Annotated in this window: 18 protein-coding genes and 2 tRNA genes; 10 read left to right on the forward strand and 10 right to left on the reverse strand. The window is 56.3% G+C overall.

Features of this window, described 5'->3' with window-relative positions; genetic code table 11:
* Positions 1-20 precede the first annotated feature (20 nt).
* The 5 genes from Q0362_RS08700 to Q0362_RS08720 all read right to left on the reverse strand — a co-directional run bounded on the left by Q0362_RS08700 (position 21) and on the right by Q0362_RS08720 (position 2713).
* A tRNA-Lys gene (locus Q0362_RS08700) sits at positions 21-94 on the reverse strand.
* 45 nt (positions 95-139) lie between these two features.
* Positions 140-841, reverse strand: coding sequence for a disulfide bond formation protein B (locus tag Q0362_RS08705; RefSeq protein ID WP_298122599.1), 702 nt, complete (start codon positions 839-841; stop codon positions 140-142).
* The gene (locus Q0362_RS08710; RefSeq protein ID WP_280793996.1) at positions 841-999 is read right to left on the reverse strand and encodes a DUF5993 family protein; all 159 of its coding nucleotides are present in this window, start codon (positions 997-999) and stop codon (positions 841-843) included. Before Q0362_RS08710 ends, Q0362_RS08705 begins: the two co-directional genes overlap by 1 nt.
* Before the next feature lie 79 nt (positions 1000-1078).
* Positions 1079-1222 (reverse strand): hypothetical protein, encoded by a 144-nt coding sequence (locus Q0362_RS08715; protein WP_298122600.1) that lies wholly within the window; start codon positions 1220-1222, stop codon positions 1079-1081.
* A gap of 27 nt (positions 1223-1249) precedes the next feature.
* On the reverse strand, positions 1250-2713 hold the full coding sequence (locus Q0362_RS08720) for an NAD(P)/FAD-dependent oxidoreductase (RefSeq protein WP_298122601.1): 1464 nt from the start codon (positions 2711-2713) through the stop codon (positions 1250-1252).
* Between the two features lie 115 nt (positions 2714-2828).
* Here Q0362_RS08720 and Q0362_RS08725 point away from each other — a divergent pair, with 115 nt between their 5' ends.
* Entirely contained in the window at positions 2829-3458 is a 630-nt protein-coding gene (locus Q0362_RS08725) for a DNA-directed RNA polymerase subunit beta (RefSeq protein WP_298122602.1), read from the forward strand.
* Positions 3459-3568: 110 nt separating this feature from the next.
* Here the strand turns inward: Q0362_RS08725 and Q0362_RS08730 are convergent, their stop codons facing one another.
* From Q0362_RS08730 to Q0362_RS08740, 3 genes are read right to left on the reverse strand one after another with little or no spacing between them, the layout of a single operon-like run.
* Entirely contained in the window at positions 3569-4519 is a 951-nt protein-coding gene (locus tag Q0362_RS08730; protein WP_298122603.1) for an NUDIX domain-containing protein, read from the reverse strand.
* The gene (locus tag Q0362_RS08735) at positions 4516-6684 is read right to left on the reverse strand and encodes an RNA degradosome polyphosphate kinase (RefSeq protein ID WP_298122604.1); all 2169 of its coding nucleotides are present in this window, start codon (positions 6682-6684) and stop codon (positions 4516-4518) included. Before Q0362_RS08735 ends, Q0362_RS08730 begins: the two co-directional genes overlap by 4 nt.
* Positions 6685-6721: 37 nt before the next feature.
* Positions 6722-7411: a response regulator transcription factor gene (locus tag Q0362_RS08740; protein ID WP_298122605.1), complete on the reverse strand. Its 690-nt coding sequence runs from the start codon at positions 7409-7411 to the stop codon at positions 6722-6724.
* A gap of 245 nt (positions 7412-7656) precedes the next feature.
* On the opposite strand from Q0362_RS08740, the gene Q0362_RS08745 reads away from it, so the two are divergent.
* Positions 7657-8805: a folate-binding protein YgfZ gene (locus Q0362_RS08745; RefSeq protein WP_298122607.1), complete on the forward strand. Its 1149-nt coding sequence runs from the start codon at positions 7657-7659 to the stop codon at positions 8803-8805.
* A 10-nt stretch (positions 8806-8815) separates the two neighbouring features.
* Here Q0362_RS08745 and Q0362_RS08750 read toward each other — a convergent pair whose 3' ends face one another.
* Positions 8816-9628: a class I SAM-dependent methyltransferase gene (locus tag Q0362_RS08750; RefSeq protein ID WP_298122608.1), complete on the reverse strand. Its 813-nt coding sequence runs from the start codon at positions 9626-9628 to the stop codon at positions 8816-8818.
* Positions 9629-9661: 33 nt separating this feature from the next.
* Here Q0362_RS08750 and Q0362_RS08755 point away from each other — a divergent pair, with 33 nt between their 5' ends.
* Together Q0362_RS08755 and Q0362_RS08760 are read left to right on the forward strand one after the other, a co-directional pair.
* Entirely contained in the window at positions 9662-10408 is a 747-nt protein-coding gene (locus tag Q0362_RS08755; RefSeq protein WP_298122611.1) for a phosphoglyceromutase, read from the forward strand.
* A 68-nt stretch (positions 10409-10476) separates the two neighbouring features.
* Positions 10477-10653 carry a hypothetical protein gene (locus Q0362_RS08760; protein ID WP_298122613.1) on the forward strand — a complete coding sequence of 59 codons (177 nt, stop codon included), beginning with the start codon at positions 10477-10479 and terminating at the stop codon, positions 10651-10653.
* Between the two features lie 53 nt (positions 10654-10706).
* On the opposite strand, the gene Q0362_RS08765 is transcribed toward Q0362_RS08760, so the two are convergent.
* Positions 10707-11201 carry a hypothetical protein gene (locus Q0362_RS08765; protein WP_298122614.1) on the reverse strand — a complete coding sequence of 165 codons (495 nt, stop codon included), beginning with the start codon at positions 11199-11201 and terminating at the stop codon, positions 10707-10709.
* A 192-nt stretch (positions 11202-11393) separates the two neighbouring features.
* Here Q0362_RS08765 and Q0362_RS08770 point away from each other — a divergent pair, with 192 nt between their 5' ends.
* From Q0362_RS08770 to Q0362_RS08795, 6 genes are all read left to right on the forward strand, one after another.
* Positions 11394-11876 carry a CarD family transcriptional regulator gene (locus Q0362_RS08770; RefSeq protein WP_110234421.1) on the forward strand — a complete coding sequence of 161 codons (483 nt, stop codon included), beginning with the start codon at positions 11394-11396 and terminating at the stop codon, positions 11874-11876.
* A 27-nt stretch (positions 11877-11903) separates the two neighbouring features.
* Entirely contained in the window at positions 11904-13079 is a 1176-nt protein-coding gene (gene ispD / locus Q0362_RS08775) for a 2-C-methyl-D-erythritol 4-phosphate cytidylyltransferase (protein ID WP_298122615.1), read from the forward strand.
* Positions 13080-13104: 25 nt separating this feature from the next.
* The gene (cysS, locus tag Q0362_RS08780; RefSeq protein ID WP_298122617.1) at positions 13105-14511 is read left to right on the forward strand and encodes a cysteine--tRNA ligase; all 1407 of its coding nucleotides are present in this window, start codon (positions 13105-13107) and stop codon (positions 14509-14511) included.
* Positions 14501-15496: a 23S rRNA (guanosine(2251)-2'-O)-methyltransferase RlmB gene (gene rlmB, locus Q0362_RS08785; RefSeq protein WP_298122620.1), complete on the forward strand. Its 996-nt coding sequence runs from the start codon at positions 14501-14503 to the stop codon at positions 15494-15496. Before cysS ends, rlmB begins: the two co-directional genes overlap by 11 nt.
* An 88-nt stretch (positions 15497-15584) precedes the next feature.
* Complete coding sequence (locus Q0362_RS08790) at positions 15585-16496, forward strand: thioredoxin domain-containing protein (protein ID WP_298122621.1); 912 nt, start codon at positions 15585-15587, stop codon at positions 16494-16496.
* 37 nt (positions 16497-16533) lie between these two features.
* Positions 16534-16606 (forward strand) — tRNA-Thr (locus Q0362_RS08795).
* Position 16607 lies beyond the last annotated feature (1 nt).

Genomic DNA, 16607 nt, shown 5'->3' on the forward strand with positions numbered 1-16607 from the left:
CTAGAGGGTATTTTCTGTTGTAGGCCCCAAGGGGATCGAACCCTTGACCCTCGGATTAAAAGTCCGATGCTCTAACCAACTGAGCTAGAGGCCCGCCGCACATAAAGTGCTCTTCTAGTTTAGAACAGACCAGAAGTGGTTATTTGCTCCAGCCGAGCTGGTTGAAGAGTTCATAGCTGGTGGGGTCATCTGGCAGGTACCAGTTGAAGCCTTCAAGAGCGAAGACAGCGACCAGGTTTGCCACCACGGTGAAGAGGAAGATCCCGATAACTACCCAGGCCACCACGCGACCAAACGTGGAGCTGGGGCGAACAGGAAGGAATTCTGTTCCGAAGGTCAGCAACACACCGGCGAAGACAAGAACGACTACAAAGCTGACCAGAGCCCAGGTGTAGAGGTGGAGGCCGAGGACTGCTCCGCCATAGCCGGGGTCACCGGGCATGATGTGCAGCAAGATCTGGCGGATAGACATCACTGCGCCCAATAGAGCACCCAAGATGGCAAAGCCCAGACCAGTCATGAATCCTGAAGGGGACAGCCTGCCTCGTAGTGAGTTCACTACGACATACAGCGCACCCAATGAGGAGAGCATCATTCCCATGCGCTGAGTAATACACAGTGGGCAAGGGTATTCACCCAGGCCGAACTGGAAGTAGAACATGGCACCGGAGAGAACTCCGATGTAAGCGAGCATGAAACCGATCTGTGCCCAGAAGCCCAGCTTGCCCAGCAAGATGTGGTGAGGCTTGGTGGGTGGGGGAACAACAATGCGGGTGTCACCAACGACAACAGTGGTGGTGGCGTCTTCTGTCTGCAGGGCAGATACGTGAATCTCACTCATTAGAAGCTCAAATCAAGGGTGCTGGTGACGTGGTGGGCAAACAACGCAGCCGTGGCCACAAAAGCAATGGAGTAGCCGAGTACGACGACCCAACGCTTCTTAACAAAAATGATGAGTAAGGCTGAAATCAAGATCAGCGCGAAGACGATTGTGTCCATATGTTTACTCTAGCTAGCAAGAACACTGAAGGGCTCCCGCGTGCTGGCGCGGGAGCCCTTCAGTCTGTTGTTCTGAGTTCTAGTGACCCTTTTTGGCTAACAGGTACATCTTGATGTTCAAGATCATGAACCTAAAGAACTGGTAGAACATGTTGTGCTGACGCTTGAGCTGCTTTTCGGTGGGAATAGGTGCTGCGTCAATGAGTGCTTGTGTGGGATCCATGGGATTATCCGTTCGTCGAGGTGAGGTTTACTCAGGAATCATGTACCAAAGCGGATATGCCTTGGCCTTGTACAGGAACATGGTGTGCAGCATGCGCTTGACCCAGTGGCCAGCAAGGCCAATCTCGCCCGTGGTGAGTTCAGGGTTGCGGCCACCGGATGAACCAAACTTGGAATAGTCAGGAACAATGGGGGTCATTGCGATAGCTGCGGCTGTTCCAGTGGTGAATCCTGTTCCAGTTGATGCGATGCAGGCGGCACCCATCTCAGCCATTGAGCCGTGATGAGTAGCTACCTGGTTGCCGTGCTTGATCATGTCCACGATGGAGAAAGCAGCCAGCTTGCCCATGACACCCGAAGGCATTCCGGTGCGAGGTGGTGCAGGAGCAATCATGGTGCCGTCTGGAGCCTGGCGTGGCTTCGAGATTGCATGTGGTGGAGCGAAGGCGATACCCACGCCGAAGATGTTTCCATAGGTGGGGTTTTGGTAGGTCTTGGGCCAGTCAGCTGCAGACCATTCCTCGAAAGGCTTAGCTGTGTAGTCCGCGTCCACCTTGAGGAAGCCGCTTGGTGCAAAGAGCTGCGAAGTAATGTCTTCGCCTGCCTTGTTGTGTGCGGTGAGGTCTGCACCACGGAATGGAGGAAGCAACATAGCGAAGTCGTAAGACAAGGTGTTCTTGCTGCCATCAAGCTGTGTGTAGTGAATGACTCCAGGAGTCACTTCGGTCACAGCGGCTTGAGTGATTGCCTTGACATCACGCTCGTGGAAGAGGGATTCCATCCATGCCTGGCTGGTGAGCTGGCTATCTCCCTTTTCGAACTGCATGCCCCCGACGCCGAAGTCGCCGAGTTCGTTCTCATTGGTGATGTAAATCACCTCAGCGAGGTGGCGCAGGCGCTCCTGGCGAATCTCGTGCTCCACGTTGAAGGCATATTCAAAAGCTGCGCCTTCACAGGTGCAGGTTCCGTGGCCGGTACCAACAACGATGGTCTGCTTGATACCTGCGCGCAGGTTCTCAATAACTTGGTGGAAATCTTTCGCAGCGTGGGTCGCGTGTGAAGGAGTGCACACCGACGAGGTGAACCCATTGTCGGGGCCAAGGCCAGGGGTGGCTTCAAAGTTCAGCTTGGGGCCAGTGGCGTTGACCAGGTAGTCGTAGCTAATGCGCTCGATCTGACCGACCTTGTCTGGGTCTGTGTATTTCACTTCAACAAAGGGGGACGCGCTCTGCGCGTCACCTTCTGGCCAGATACCGGTGGCGAGAGCTTGACGGAAGTCAATCTTCTTGCGCTTGTAGACGGGTGCCAAGGGGAAGACGACCTGTTTGGTTGTCATTCTTCCGACGCCGACCCAAATGTTGGAGGGAATCCAGTTCCACTTGGAGTTGGGAGAAACCACGATAATTTCGTGTGCCGATCCCAGTTTTTTCTTGAGGTACAGGGCTGCCGTGTGTCCAGATACACCAGCGCCGAGAACTACTACGCGTGACATTGTGTTGTCTCTTTTCTGAGGACGAGGTATGCCCTCATCTCTATGTATATACCCCCGGGGGTATTTTCTCTAGTGGGCACAATCACTGGATGGAATTCCGGGAGAGAATGAATACATGAACGCGCCTTACCGAAAGCCAGCACTCTTTGCTGGACACGAGTTCAGTGCGTTCCAAGGCGGGGACGACCCTGCAGAAGTTTCTGCGATTGCGCACGACACTGCCAGGGCTTTGCTCTCACGCGTTCGTGACGAAGCGCACCCTGACATCGTGGAGAAAGTTGTTTCTTTTGCCGATGACAACGGCATCGACACCTTGGCTGAGCTCTGGTCTCGCTCGAGTGCACACTCCTTGCCTGGTGCACTGTGGCGAATGTATTTGATTCGTGATCTCATTCGAGCACAGGCAGCTCAGATGAGTGTGCTCTTTGGGCAGGGTCTTTCTGTGCTCAGCACGGTAGATGTCGTGGTTGCCGGGGCACCCACACCTGCAGGCCCAGAAGAGATGGTCAGCTTGGCTGACACCATCTTGCATGGAGCCTTCACAGGAGACTTTAGCGGGGCCTTGGACCGTTCGGCAGCCTTCTGCCGGATCATTTCTGCCGGTTGCACGGCAGTGGCAAACGAGTCAGATGCAGCACATCCTGAGCGTGCCTCTACGCTCACGGTTCAGGCAGCTCGCCTGACTCAAACAGCTCATGAGCTCTCTGTCTGTGCTCGTTTGTGGCGTGACGGGACGCTCGACTAATCTGGTCAGTGCCGGACCGTAGTAACCCCGGGCTCCAATATTCGCCGCTGCGAGCGGCCTTCCGCCGAGAGGCGTTCACTGCGGTTCGGCATTTTCATGCCTGCAGCACGTTAGAGCTGAGAGTCGTGTGTCTCCACGGCAATGATGCCGGAGGAAGGATGGGTCGAGCTCAAGTGAACAACGCTGAAAGAGGCGGTGTTGAGCAGGCCTGCTTCTTCGAGTGCTGAAGTCCAGGGAGTTCCTGTGGCCAGAGCAATCTCACGGATGACTGCAGGTGAAACGGGGCCATGAGAGCACACCACGGTGCTCTTGCGCTTGCGCACGATTTCCCCAACAACGGAGCGAACATCGCCCTTGCCTGACTCGAAAGCGTCTTGGCTAATCTTTTTGGTGGACTTCACGTCTTTACCCAGCGCTTTGGCAACAGGAGCAATGGTTGCCAGGCATCGAGCTGCGGTGCTGGAGATAAAGCGCTTAGGTTTCCACGCGGCAATAGTGCCGACAATGCCGTGGGCCTGGGTCAGACCTCGCTCGGTGAGGGGACGCGTTGCGTCCTCACCGCGCCAATCTGACGGTGAAGCAGCCTTGCCATGGCGAAGCACGACAACAGCAAAAGTCTTGGTGACCCCTTCTTTGACCAGGGCAGCAAAGTTATCCAGGATCTCTTTGTCTGGCTCATAGCTGAGCTCTCCGCGAGCAGAAGCCAGAGGCAACCATTCCAGGGCAGCAACTTCATCGTTGGGAACAAACTTGGACTTCTGAATGGCCTTAGTGGTTACTTCGGCTGCCCAGTATTGAACAAACTTGTTCTTTCCGTTGGGCATGACATATTCAGTGGCACCCACAGGGACGCCGAGGGAAACCTTGATGCCGGTCTCTTCGCGGATCTCGCGCACCGCGGTCTGGGGGAGAGTTTCGCCTGGGTCAACCTTGCCCTTAGGCAGGGAGACGTCTTTGTGGCCGGTGCGGTGAATGACGAGCACGTGAATGTCGTTACCGATGGTGCGCCAGAGGACTGCCCCAGCTGCATACACAGTGGTTGCTGGGCGGGTGATACTCATCGATGTCCTCCAGGGCGACGACGCTTACTAATCTGCTTCATCAAGTGATCTTGCAGATCGATGAGAGCTTCCCCTGATGCGTCCGCAGTGTGACGCGACCAGGAACCATCTGACTCTAGCCACCATGACGCAGTTCCGTCATCCATAGCCAGATCAAAGAGGTCATTAAGTTCAGTGATGTGTTCCGAATTGGGCAAACGCACGAGCGCTTCCACGCGACGATCCAGGTTGCGGTGCATCATGTCAGCACTGCCGATATAGACCTGGGGGTCGCCTTCGTTCTCAAACATGAAGATGCGGGAGTGCTCGAGGTAGCGACCCAAGATAGAGCGCACGCGGATGTTTTCGCTGAGGCCTGGCACGCCTGCCTTGATCGAGCTAATGCCACGAACCCACACATCTACCTTCACACCAGCACGGCTAGCGAGGTAGAGGGCGTCAATGATTTTCTCGTCCACCATGGAGTTGATCTTGATGCGAATGCGGGCAGGCTTGCCTGCCTGGGCATTCGTGGTCTCTTGGTGGATCAGTTTGAGCAGACCCTTGCGCAGGTGAAGCGGTGCGACCAAGAGGCGCTTGAACTTCTTCTCGATGGCATAGCCAGAGAGCTCATTGAACAAGCGAGTGAGGTCCTTGCCCACCTGAGGGTCAGCAGTGAGCAAACCGAAGTCTTCATAGAGGCGGCTGGTCTTGGGGTTGTAGTTTCCCGTGCCGATGTGGCTGTAGTGCTTGAGTTGACCCTTTTCTTGGCGGATGACCAATGCAAGCTTGCAGTGGGTTTTCAGGCCAACCAAGCCATAGACAACGTGAACGCCAGCCTTCTCGAGCTTGCGTGCCCAGCTAATGTTGGCCTGCTCATCAAAGCGTGCCTTGATCTCGACCAAAGCAAGAACTTGCTTGCCTGCTTCAGCGGCATTGATCAGTGCTTGAACAATGGGGCTGTCACCGCTGGTGCGGTAGAGAGTCTGCTTGATAGCCAGAACATTGGGGTCTGCAGCTGCCTGTTCCAAGAATGACTGCACGCTGGTGGAGAACGATTCGTAGGGGTGGTGCAGCAGCACATCGCCGCGGCGAATCGAAGCAAAGATGCTGCGAGGTTCGTTTGCTTCTGCCGTGGTCAACGCCGCAGCGGTGGTGGGAACGTGAGGTGGGTAGTGCAGCTCGGGACGCTTGATACTCGCAATCTCAAACAGACCACCCAAGTTCAAGGGCTCGGGTAAGCGGTAGACCTCTTGCTCCGTGATGTCGAGTTCACGAATGAGCAGATCCAGAGTGGTGGGGTCCATCTTTTCGCCCACCTCGAGGCGAATGGGGGGACCAAAGCGTCGCTTGAGTAGACCCTTTTCGAGAACCTGGATGAGGTCTTCTGTTTCGTCCTCATCGATCTGGACATCCTCGTTGCGAGTCACCCGGAAGGTGTGGTGCTCGAGAATCTCCATACCGGGGAAAAGGTCTTGCAGCTGGTTGGCAATGAGATCTTCCAGCGCGATGTAGCGCAGGCTGGCAATTCCTTCACGGCTGTCCACGCGAACAAAACGAGGCAGCATCTGTGGAACCTTGAGGCGCGCAAATTCCTCGGTACCGGTCTTGGCGTTACGAACCCGGATAGCCAAGTTCAATGACAAACCTGAGATGTACGGGAAGGGGTGTGCTGGGTCAACGGCCAGTGGCATCAGCACAGGGAAGATCTGGTCAGTGAAGTAGCGGTGCAGAATCTCGTGATCTGCCTCGTCAAGAGAATCCCAGGTGACAACCTGGATGCCTGCTTCGGACAGGGCGGGCTTCACGCTCGCGTGGTACACATTCGCATGGCGCACCTGAAGCTCATGAGCTCGTGCAGAAATATCTGCGAGCACATCTGTGGGGGCACGGCCGATGTTGGTGGGAACAGCGAGGCCGGTCATGATGCGGCGCTTGAGACCAGCGACTCGCACCATAAAGAACTCGTCTAAGTTGCTGGCAAAGATGGCCAAGAAGTTGGCTCGCTCGAGAAGTGGAAGCTTCTCATCTTCCGCCAGTTCCAGTACTCGCTGGTTGAAAGAGAGCCAGCTCAGCTCGCGGTCAAGGAAGCGGTCAGCAGGTAATTCCGCAGAAGGTTTAAGAACGACTTCTTCGAAGTCATCGTCGACATCAGGAGCGTCGATATCGGTTTCGTGCGGAGCCATGCATTCATACTGGCACGCAGAGGTGACCGGAAGGAAACTAGGAGGTTACGGAAGCGTGCTCGTGGGTTTCTTCAGCCACGTTGAAGCGGTAGCCCACGTTACGCACGGTGCCAATGACCTGCTCCATGTCACCGAGCTTGGCACGAAGTCGACGGACGTGAACATCCACGGTGCGCGTGCCACCGAAGTAGTCGTAGCCCCACACTTCACTGAGCAACTGTTCACGTGTGAACACGCGTGAAGGGTGGGTTGCTAAGAAGCGGAGGAGTTCAAACTCTTTATAGGTGAGGTCGAGAGGCTTGTCGTGGACCTTCACTGAGTAGGACGCTTCATCGATCACGATGCCGGAAGCAGAAATACGCGCTTCTGAAGGTGCTACTTGCTGGGCGCGACCCAGTGCCAGACGGATACGAGCATCAATCTCAGCGGGACCAGCGGTCTCGAGAATGACATCTGCCACACCCCAGTCAGGGCTGACAGCAGCAAGGCCACCTTCGGTGATGACAAGAAGAAGGGGAGAGCTCAGGCCGGTGGCCTGCAAGATCTTGCACAGGCTCTTGGCGCTGGCCAAGTCGGTACGAGCATCGACCATAACGATGTCACTGTGAGGTGCGCTGACCAGCTGTGCTGGTTCTGCAGGGATGGTCTTCACCTGGTGTGAGAGCAATCCAAGCGCGGGGAGGACCTCCGCGTTGTGGCGCGCGGCGAGAATCAGAATGCTGGCCATTACGGTCACCTCGTCTCACTTGGTGTTAACAGTCTAAATGCCATGTGTTTCAACGAGGTTTCGTATTCCTCAGTGTGGAATGCAGGGTTACCGGTTTATGACCTGCCTCGGAATATGATGGACACATGCTTCTCGCAATTGAACTTTTCTTCATTGGCCTCCTTGGTGTTGCCGGTCTGGCCATTGCATGGATCTCAGGCATCGTTGTGTACAAGCTGTTCAAGGGACAGCGCTAAGCGCATCTCATGGCTGACGATGCCTCGTCGGCTCCCGGCGGTATGCCACTCTCACCTTTCACTGTGCTTCCTGGCGCAATTGTGGGGTCAACGGGCGTAGCCAGTGCCTATGGCAACAGCCTGACAGAGCAGCGCAGTCTGCTCGCAGGCGGTGCCCTGGTTGATCTCTCTGATCGCGGGGTTATTGCTGTTTCGGGGCCAGATCGCCTGAGTTGGCTAGATTCTTTGCTGAGCCAGCGCCTCGATCAGCTGAAGCCAGGACAGAGCACTGAGACTCTTCTCCTGGATCCTCACGGCCATGTTCAGCACGCCATGCGCGTAGTTGAAGATGGCGAGACCAGCTGGCTCTTGATAGATGAAGGTCGCGCTGAAGAACTCACGAAGTGGCTACTCAAGATGCGCTTCATGAAGCAGGTTGAGATTGTTGACCGCTCAACGGAGATGCTCACCGTCGGTTTCTTTGGTGACCTTCCTGATGTTCTTGCTCCACTTGTTCTCCAGCCTGCAGATGTTCCTGTGATCTGGGCAGACCCATGGAATGCCGTTTCCGAAGGTGGTTGGCAATATTCCACTGAGCAGCACCCAGCCCACGGTTGGAACTATTCAGAAGCAGTTATTCCTCGCAGTGCTGCTGATGAGCTCGTAGATCTGGCACAGGCGGGGGTTATCTCTTTCGCCGGCACTGATGCCCTCGAGGCTCTGCGCATTGCTGCCTGGCGTCCCCGCATCGCCACCGAAGGTGACGACAATGCCCTGCCCCATGAGTTTGATTGGCTGCGCACCGCGGTCCACTTGAATAAGGGTTGCTATCGAGGTCAAGAAACCGTGGCCAAGGTGCACAACCTGGGCCACCCTCCCCGCCGCTTGGCATTCTTGAGCCTCGATGGTGTGGATGTCGTACTCCCACCATCTGGATCAGCTGTGATGGATGGTGAGACCGAGGTGGGCCACATCACCAGTGCCGCCCGCCACTTTGAAGAGGGCGTTATTGCGCTGGCCATCTTGAAACGCAACGCTAACCCCGAAGCAGAGCTTGTGGTTGTTGCAGATGGAACACAGATTCCTGCCACGCAAGTGGTCATCGTTCCACCAGATGCTGGCCGCACCGCGAATGTTCCCAGGCTCCCGCGCTTGGGTGCGGTGAAGCGCGAGCAGTAACCAGCCTGGGCTAGTTCGCCTTCACTGCCTCATAGGCAATGGTGATTTCACCCAGGCGCCAGCGGCTCTTGTTGCCGATGATGGGCCAGCCGGCCTCTTTCATTCCCTGAGCTGTGGCGATCCAGCGCTGGGTGGCACCAAAGCTTCCTAGTGGGGCATGAGTGAGCCACTGCCTATCTAAGGCAGTGAGGAAGTCATGAATGCGCTCGCCAGGAACGTTGTGATGAATGAGTGCCTTGGGTAATCTCTCGGCCACAATCGAGGGAACCTCGAGCGTGTCTAGCTTGAGTGCAATGCTCAAGGTTTGTGGTCCTTCGTGAGTCACGGCAATCCAGCTGGAGATCCGACCAATCTCATCACAGGTGCCCTCCACGAGGACGCCGCCAGATTGGAGCCTGGCAACCATCATGTCCCAGGCACCTTGAACTTCTGGCTCGTCATATTGACGCAAGACATTGAAGGCGCGGATGACCACGGGCTTTCGGTTCTTGGCTACGGGAACTTCAAAGCCTCCGCGGGCAAAGGTGATGCCCCTGGCCTGTTCTGCGGTGACAAGTTCTTCTTTTTCCCAGCGGGAAAGTTCTGCTTTCGCGATCGTCACACGCTCGGGATCAATTTCGAGCCCCAGGAGTTCCACTTCGGGCCTGGTCTTGCGCAATCTGGTGGCAAGCTCAACGGGCGTGGCCGCACTGGCGCCATAGCCCAGGTCGATCACCAGCGGGTCGCTTGTGGTGCGCAGGGCAGGCCAGGTTTGAATCCACCTGTCCACTCGGCGCAAGCGATTGGCGTTGGTTGTCCCACGCGTGATGTTTCCCACGGGCATGGTGACCAGTTAACCACCCAATAAACTGGAGTCATGACGCACACATTGATTTTGCTGAGACACGGTAATAGCGACTGGAACCAGAAGAACCTGTTCACAGGTTGGGTTGATGTTCGCTTGAGCGAACAGGGCGTGGGCGAAGCCAAGCGTGCTGGTGAACTTCTCGCAGAATCTGGCGTTCTTCCTGACGTGCTCTACACCTCTGTTCTCAGCCGTGCTATTCAGACCGCCAACCTGGCTCTGGACACCGCTGACCGTCTCTGGATTCCTGTCAAGCGAAGCTGGCGCTTGAACGAGCGTCACTACGGTGCACTGCAGGGCAAGGACAAGGCACAGACCTTGGCTGAATACGGTCCCGAGCAGTTCATGACCTGGCGTCGTTCTTTTGACACACCACCACCACCCATTGCCGATGACAACGAGTACTCACAGATCAATGACGTGCGTTATGACGGCATTGATGGCGCCATTCCTGCGACCGAGTGCCTCAAGGACGTTATCGACCGCATGATTCCTTACTGGGAATCAGACATCACGAAGGATCTTGCCGCAGGCAAGACCGTTCTGGTTACTGCTCACGGCAACTCGCTGCGCGCACTGGTCAAGCACCTCGATGGCATCTCTGACGATGACATTGCAGAGCTCAACATCCCTACCGGTATTCCCTTGGTGTACAAGCTGGACGAAAACTTCCGTCCACTTGGACCTGCTGAATACCTTGACCCTGAGGCTGCTGCAGCTGGCGCTGCTGCTGTTGCCGCTCAGGGCAACAAGAAGTAGAACTTCACCGCCGAAGCTTTCTTCACTACCAAGCGGCATGCTGCCGTGAATCACGTTCACCACGAGTAATGGAGAAAAACATGAAGCTATTTGGTTGGTTCAGAAAATCTGAGCCTGTCGTTGACATCACCTTGACCGAGTCAATCCTTGTTCAGAAGTCCAAGAAGAACCCGGACAAGTTGACCAAGAAGGAAGTAGAAGCGCTCAAGAAGATTGTTGAGCGAGTCGAAAACTACAACGCGTAACGCGCTTAACGACAAAAGCGGCCAGGAATACTGGCCGCTTTTGCGTTTAAGTTCTACTTAGAGATCTTGGTGACCTTCTTGGGCTCGAGGCCTTCGTACTCAGGCTGTGCTGAGGTGAGGACGGGAACCAGCACGGTCTTGCTTTCGCCGTTAGCTTCGAACGCAACCTCGAGCAGACCACCAGGGATGGTGTTGATGCCACCGAGAATGATGCGGTCTTCACTGCCGGAACCCCACGAGGTGGGAGTCTTGTCGTTGCTAGGAACGTCGAGGTGGCCGTCAACAATTTCGCCACCGGAAACGAAGCCGATGTGAAGTTCAGTGTCGGATCCGGTTGCGTTGGCAACGCTGAGCAGCAGGTTGCCGGTCTCACCGTTGTCGCTGATGATCATGAGGTTGCGCAAGCTCAGGTCGCCCACGTTCACGCCAACTCCGTCGCTAGCGTCATAGGGGTTGGTCGTGGCCTGTGGCTGGATCAGGTTGCAACCGGCGGTGCCAAAGGCAACGCCGAGGGCAAGAGCAGCAGCAACAACAATACGAACCTTCACGACGAAAGCCTCCAGAGTGTGAGTGCGGCGCCCATCTATGGGCAGAAATACCGCAAAAATCTTCTCTTTGAGCTTATCGCATCGGTGCATTCACGACCGAAGAGGCGGCACCGCTCAGTGGGAAGTCGCCTCCGATGAGACTGTCAGATAGCCGTGGTAAACTGGGAACTGATTTTAGGGAGCTCCACACTTATGCAGTTCATTGTTGGCGAAACAGTTGTTTACCCTCACCACGGCGCAGCGAAGATTACCGAAGTACAAAAGCGCGTAGTCAAGGGTGTCGAAAAGGTTTACTTGACCCTCCACGTTGTGCAGGGTGACCTCACTGTGAAGGTTCCCGTTGAGAACGTTGACCTCGTGGGTGTTCGCGATGTCATTGGCAAGGAAGGCCTCGAGCAGGTCTTCGAAGTTCTGCGTGCTCCTTTCACTGAAGAGCCCACCAACTGGTCTCGTCGTTACAAGGCGAACCTGGAGAAGCTTGCTTCTGGTGACGTCATCAAGGTTTCTGAGGTTGTTCGCGACCTGTGGCGCCGCGACCAGGACCGCGGTCTCTCCGCTGGTGAGAAGCGCATGCTTGCCAAGGCTCGTCAGATCCTCATCTCCGAGCTTGCTCTGGCGAAGAAGACCGACGAAGAGAAGGCATCTGACTTCCTCGACGAGGTTCTCGCGTCCTAACAACGCGAGTGGGCAGGCGAGTTCAGCATGTCTGGTGACCTGCACGTTTCTACGGCTGTCATTGTCGTTGCCGCAGGAAGTGGCACCCGTTTAGGGGCAGCTCTTCCCAAGGCGTTTGTTGACCTTGCTGGTCAGACTCTTCTGGAGCGCTCATTGCGCTCCATCATCTTGCTGCCCTATCCCGTGCAGGTCGTTGTGGTTGCCCCAGCAGACTTTGTCTCTGATGCACAGGCCATCGCTCACAAGGTTGCCCCTGGACTCGAGGCTCTCGTTTCTGTGGTCACCGGTGGTGCAACTCGTCACGACTCAGTTGCCGAAGGTCTTGCCGTGGTTCAGGCTTCTGTTCAGGTCGTCCTTGTCCACGATGCTGCTCGTGCACTGACTCCCACCACGTTGTTTGCAGACGTGGACATGGCGGTTCAGGCAACCGGTGCGGGCATTGTTCCCGCTCTGCCCGTAGTTGATTCACTCAAGCAAGTTGATGTCACCGGTGGTGTCCTCGGTATTGCTGATCGTGAGCAACTTCGAGCAGCACAGACACCTCAGGGCTTCCCCCGCGCCGAACTCGAAGCTGCTTATGCTGCAGCAGGTTCTTCTGACTACACCGACGATGCAGCGGTCTTCGCTGCGAATGGGGGAGCAGTGACCACCATTCCTGGCGACGAGGTCGCCTTCAAGATCACGACCGCATGGGATCTCAACCGTGCACACCAAGTCCTTGGTGGTGTCCCTGATGCTCACCGTGTCGGCACCGGTATTGACGTGCACGCCTTCGGAGAAGCCGAAAACCTGTGGCTTGCTGGCCTGCACTGGCCTGGCGAGAAAGAACTTTCTGGCCACAGTGATGGCGATGCTGTTGCTCACGCCATCTGTGATGCTCTGCTTTCTGCAGCTGGGTTAGGTGACATCGGTTCGCGCTTTGGAACCGCAGATCCTGCCTATGCGAATGCGTCTGGTGAAGTTTTTGTGCGCGGCACCATCGAGCTTCTCGCTTCTGCCGGTTTCGAACCCATCAATGTCTCCGTCCAGCTGATCGGCAACAAGCCTCGCTTTAGTCCACGCCGCGATGAAGCACAGGCTGTGTTGACAGAGTGGGTTGGCGCTCCCGTTTCCGTGTCCGCAACAACCACCGACGGCCTGGGTTTCACCGGCCGCGGTGAGGGTGTTGCAGCCATTGCAACTGCCCTCGTTCGCCAGCGCTAAGCGCGCTCGCAGGTAGGCTAAACACGTGAGTATTCGTCTTTTCGACTCGAAGGAGCAAGCCCTTCGGGACTTTTCTCCCCTGACCCCAGGTCGAGTGGGAATGTACGTCTGTGGACCCACCGTGCAGTCGAGCCCCCACGTGGGACACCTGCGCAGCGCCCTGGTCTATGACCAGCTGCGCCGCTGGCTGACCCATGAGGGTTACCAGGTCACTCTGGTGCGCAACGTCACCGATATTGACGACAAGGTTCTGGACAATGCCAAAGCCGGCGGAGTCGAAGAATGGTGGGCTTTGGCCTATCGCATGGAAGCAGAGTTCACTGCGGCCTATGACCTTCTGGGTATTCAGCGCCCCACCTATGAGCCTCGTGCGACTGCCAGCATCCCTGAGATGATTGCCATCATTGAGCGCCTCATTGAGCGCGGCCACGCCTACCCCGCCGCTGATGATTCTGGCGATGTCTACTTCGACACTGCGTCATGGAACGCTTATGGCGAGCTGACTAACCAAAAGCCTGCCGAGATGGAGGCTGCCGCTGACGCAGATCCACGCGGCAAGAAGGCACCTCAAGACTTTGCCCTTTGGAAGGGACACAAGGCAGGCGACCCCGAGTCGGCTTCCTGGAAGTCTCCCTGGGGCGCCGGCCGTCCCGGATGGCACATCGAGTGCTCTGCCATGTCGACCAAGTACCTCGGTACGTCTTTTGACATCCACGGTGGTGGCCTTGACTTGCGCTTCCCTCACCACGAGAACGAACTGGCTCAGTCCGCTGCTGCCGGCGACGGTTTTGCTCAGTATTGGCTTCACAACGGACTCGTTTCCGTCGGTGGCCAGAAGATGAGTAAGTCTCTGGGCAACTCTGTTTTTGCCGCTGACCTCCTCGATAAGGCGAAGCCCGTTGTTCTGCGATACCTGCTCGGTTCTGCTCAATACCGCTCCACGCTGGAACTCCACGACGGTGCCATCGCAGAAGCGAAGGCATCCTTCGAGCGGATTGAAGGTTTCTTGGACCGTGTCATTCGCGACGCGGGAGAACTTGTTTCTGCTGATGTTCCTGCCGCGTTCCGCTCCGCGATGAATGATGATCTCAACATCCCCGCTGCGCTCGCCGTGGTCTTTGACTTGGTGCGCTCTGGAAACAGTGCGCTGGATTCTGGCGATACGGCAACGGCCGCTTCGCAGGCGTCAGAAGTTGTGGCGATGCTGGATGTTCTGGGCGTGAATCCCCTCGATGTTGCATGGGCAACTGATGCTTCCCAAGGCGATGCCGCCCTGGATCTCTTGATGGCTGAACTGCTTGAGGCTCGTGCTGCTGCACGTGCAAACAAGGACTTCGCCACCGCAGACCTTCTCCGCGAGCGACTTGCCGCGGCTGGAATCACGATCGAAGACACCCCTAGCGGGGCACATTGGAGTTTCAATGGCAGGTAAGCCTCGGGCTGGAGCAGTCCGCAAATCAGGTAAAGGTCCTGTCAAGGGAACAGGTGGCTTAGGTCGTCGCGCCCTCGAGGGCAAGGGTCCAACCCCTAAGGCAGAAGACCGCGAGTGGCACCCCGCTGGCAAGGCGAAGATTCGTCGCGAGAAGCTGGCCTCGATGGGCAAGCTGAACCGCAACACTGTTGACGGTCAGCGCAAGGCTGCCCCCAAGCGCAGCAAGGCTGCCGATGACACAGAAGTGGTCACCGGTCGTAACTCGGTACTCGAAGCGCTCCGCGCGAAGATTCCTGCCACTGCTTTTTATATCGCCACTCGTATTGAGATGGATGACCGCGTCAAGGAAATGATTTCCATCGCGACCCAGCGTGGAATTCCTATCCTCGAAGTGATGAAGCCTGAGCTGGACCGCATGGGTGGTTATGACTCAGTTCACCAGGGCGTAGCGATCAAGGTTCCTCCTTACGAATATGCACACCCCAACGACCTGTTGGAGAAGGCATTCGACTCCAAAAAGGCTCCACTCTTTGTTGCACTGGATGGAATCACCGATCCTCGTAACCTGGGTGCAATTATTCGTTCCACGGCAGCTTTTGGTGGCGATGGCATCATCTTGCCTCAGCGTCGTTCCGTGGGTGTAACCGCTGCTGCCTGGAAGACCTCAGCAGGTGCGGCAGCGCGCCTGCCGGTTTCCATGGCAGCGAACCTCACCGCGACTATCAAGTCCTTCAAGGACCAGGGCGTCTTTGTTATAGGCCTCGATGGCGGTGGTGACACCATGCTTCCTGGACTGGAACTGGCTGACCGCCCGCTATTGATCGTGGTGGGTAATGAAGGTAAGGGTTTGTCCAAACTCGTCACTGACAACTGTGACGCGATTGTCTCGATTCCTATCTCGGCCAGCACTGAGTCCCTCAACGCGGGTATTGCTGCCAGCGTTACGCTCTACGAAGTAGCACGTTTGCGTGCAGGAACCGTTTAGCAATTTCCCAGCGTTCACACGTACTCTAGTTTTTTACGTGTTTTGACGAACGTTAATTTACGTCCCCCACATATTGGAGAAAACGAGAATGAGCACCGGAGCCCACGGCAACCGACCTACTCGAAACCAGCAGCGTGAAGCTGCTCGTGCGAAAGCAAAAGAACTTCGCGAACAACAGAACAAGAGCGACAAGCGTCGCAAGCTGTTCATCCAGGGCGGTGTCGCTGTTGCAGTGATTGCCGTCGCAGCACTCTTTATCTCGACCCTGGCCACCTCTGCGCCCAAGGAAGGTCCTCGCCCCGCCAACATGGCCAGCGACGGCATTGTCCTCAGCGGCGCCAACATGGCTGGTGTTCTCAGCGAAGCAGGTTCACCTGGCGCTGACCCTGTAGCCACCATTCCTATGCCTGGCTCATCCACGGTGTCCATCGAGGTTTACCAGGACTACATCTGCCCCGCATGTAAGGCATTTGATGAAGCTAACGCTGAGCAGTTGCAGACCCTCGTTGAAGCTGGCGCAGCAACACTCGAGATTCACCCCATTGGCATGCTGGCGAACCAGTCTGCAGGAACGAAGTACTCACTGCGCTCAACTGCTGCTGCAGCGTGTGTAGCGAACTACTCTCCTGACACCTTCTGGAAGGTCAACCAGGCACTGTTTGCCAATCAGCCTCAAGAAGGTACTCCTGGTCTCAACGATGATGAGATCACTGCTTTGATTGATGCTCAGAAGCCCAAGAACCAGTCCAAGATTGACAAGTGCATCAAGGACAAGACCTTCATGCCCTGGGCATCTCAGGCAACTGACTATGCCCTTGCTGGCCCCATGGCTGAAGCCGCAAAGCAAACTGGCGCTGCTGGTGTGGGAACCCCCACCATCTTTGTCAATGGCAAGGCATACACCGGTTCGATTGTTGACCCCAAGGAATTCTTGGCGTTCATCACTCAGGTTGCTGGTGAGTCAGCTTCCACAACTCCCGCCACTCCTGCCGCAGGTTAGGATTAACGGGTAGTGAGGTGATTATCACCTCACGCAAGCCGACTTGGCGCAATTGGTAGCGCACCGCTCTTGTAAAGCGGGGGTTGTGGGTTCGAGTCCCATAGTCGGCCC

This window comes from uncultured Aurantimicrobium sp. (assembly GCF_936931525.1).
GTDB lineage: Bacteria > Actinomycetota > Actinomycetes > Actinomycetales > Microbacteriaceae > Aurantimicrobium.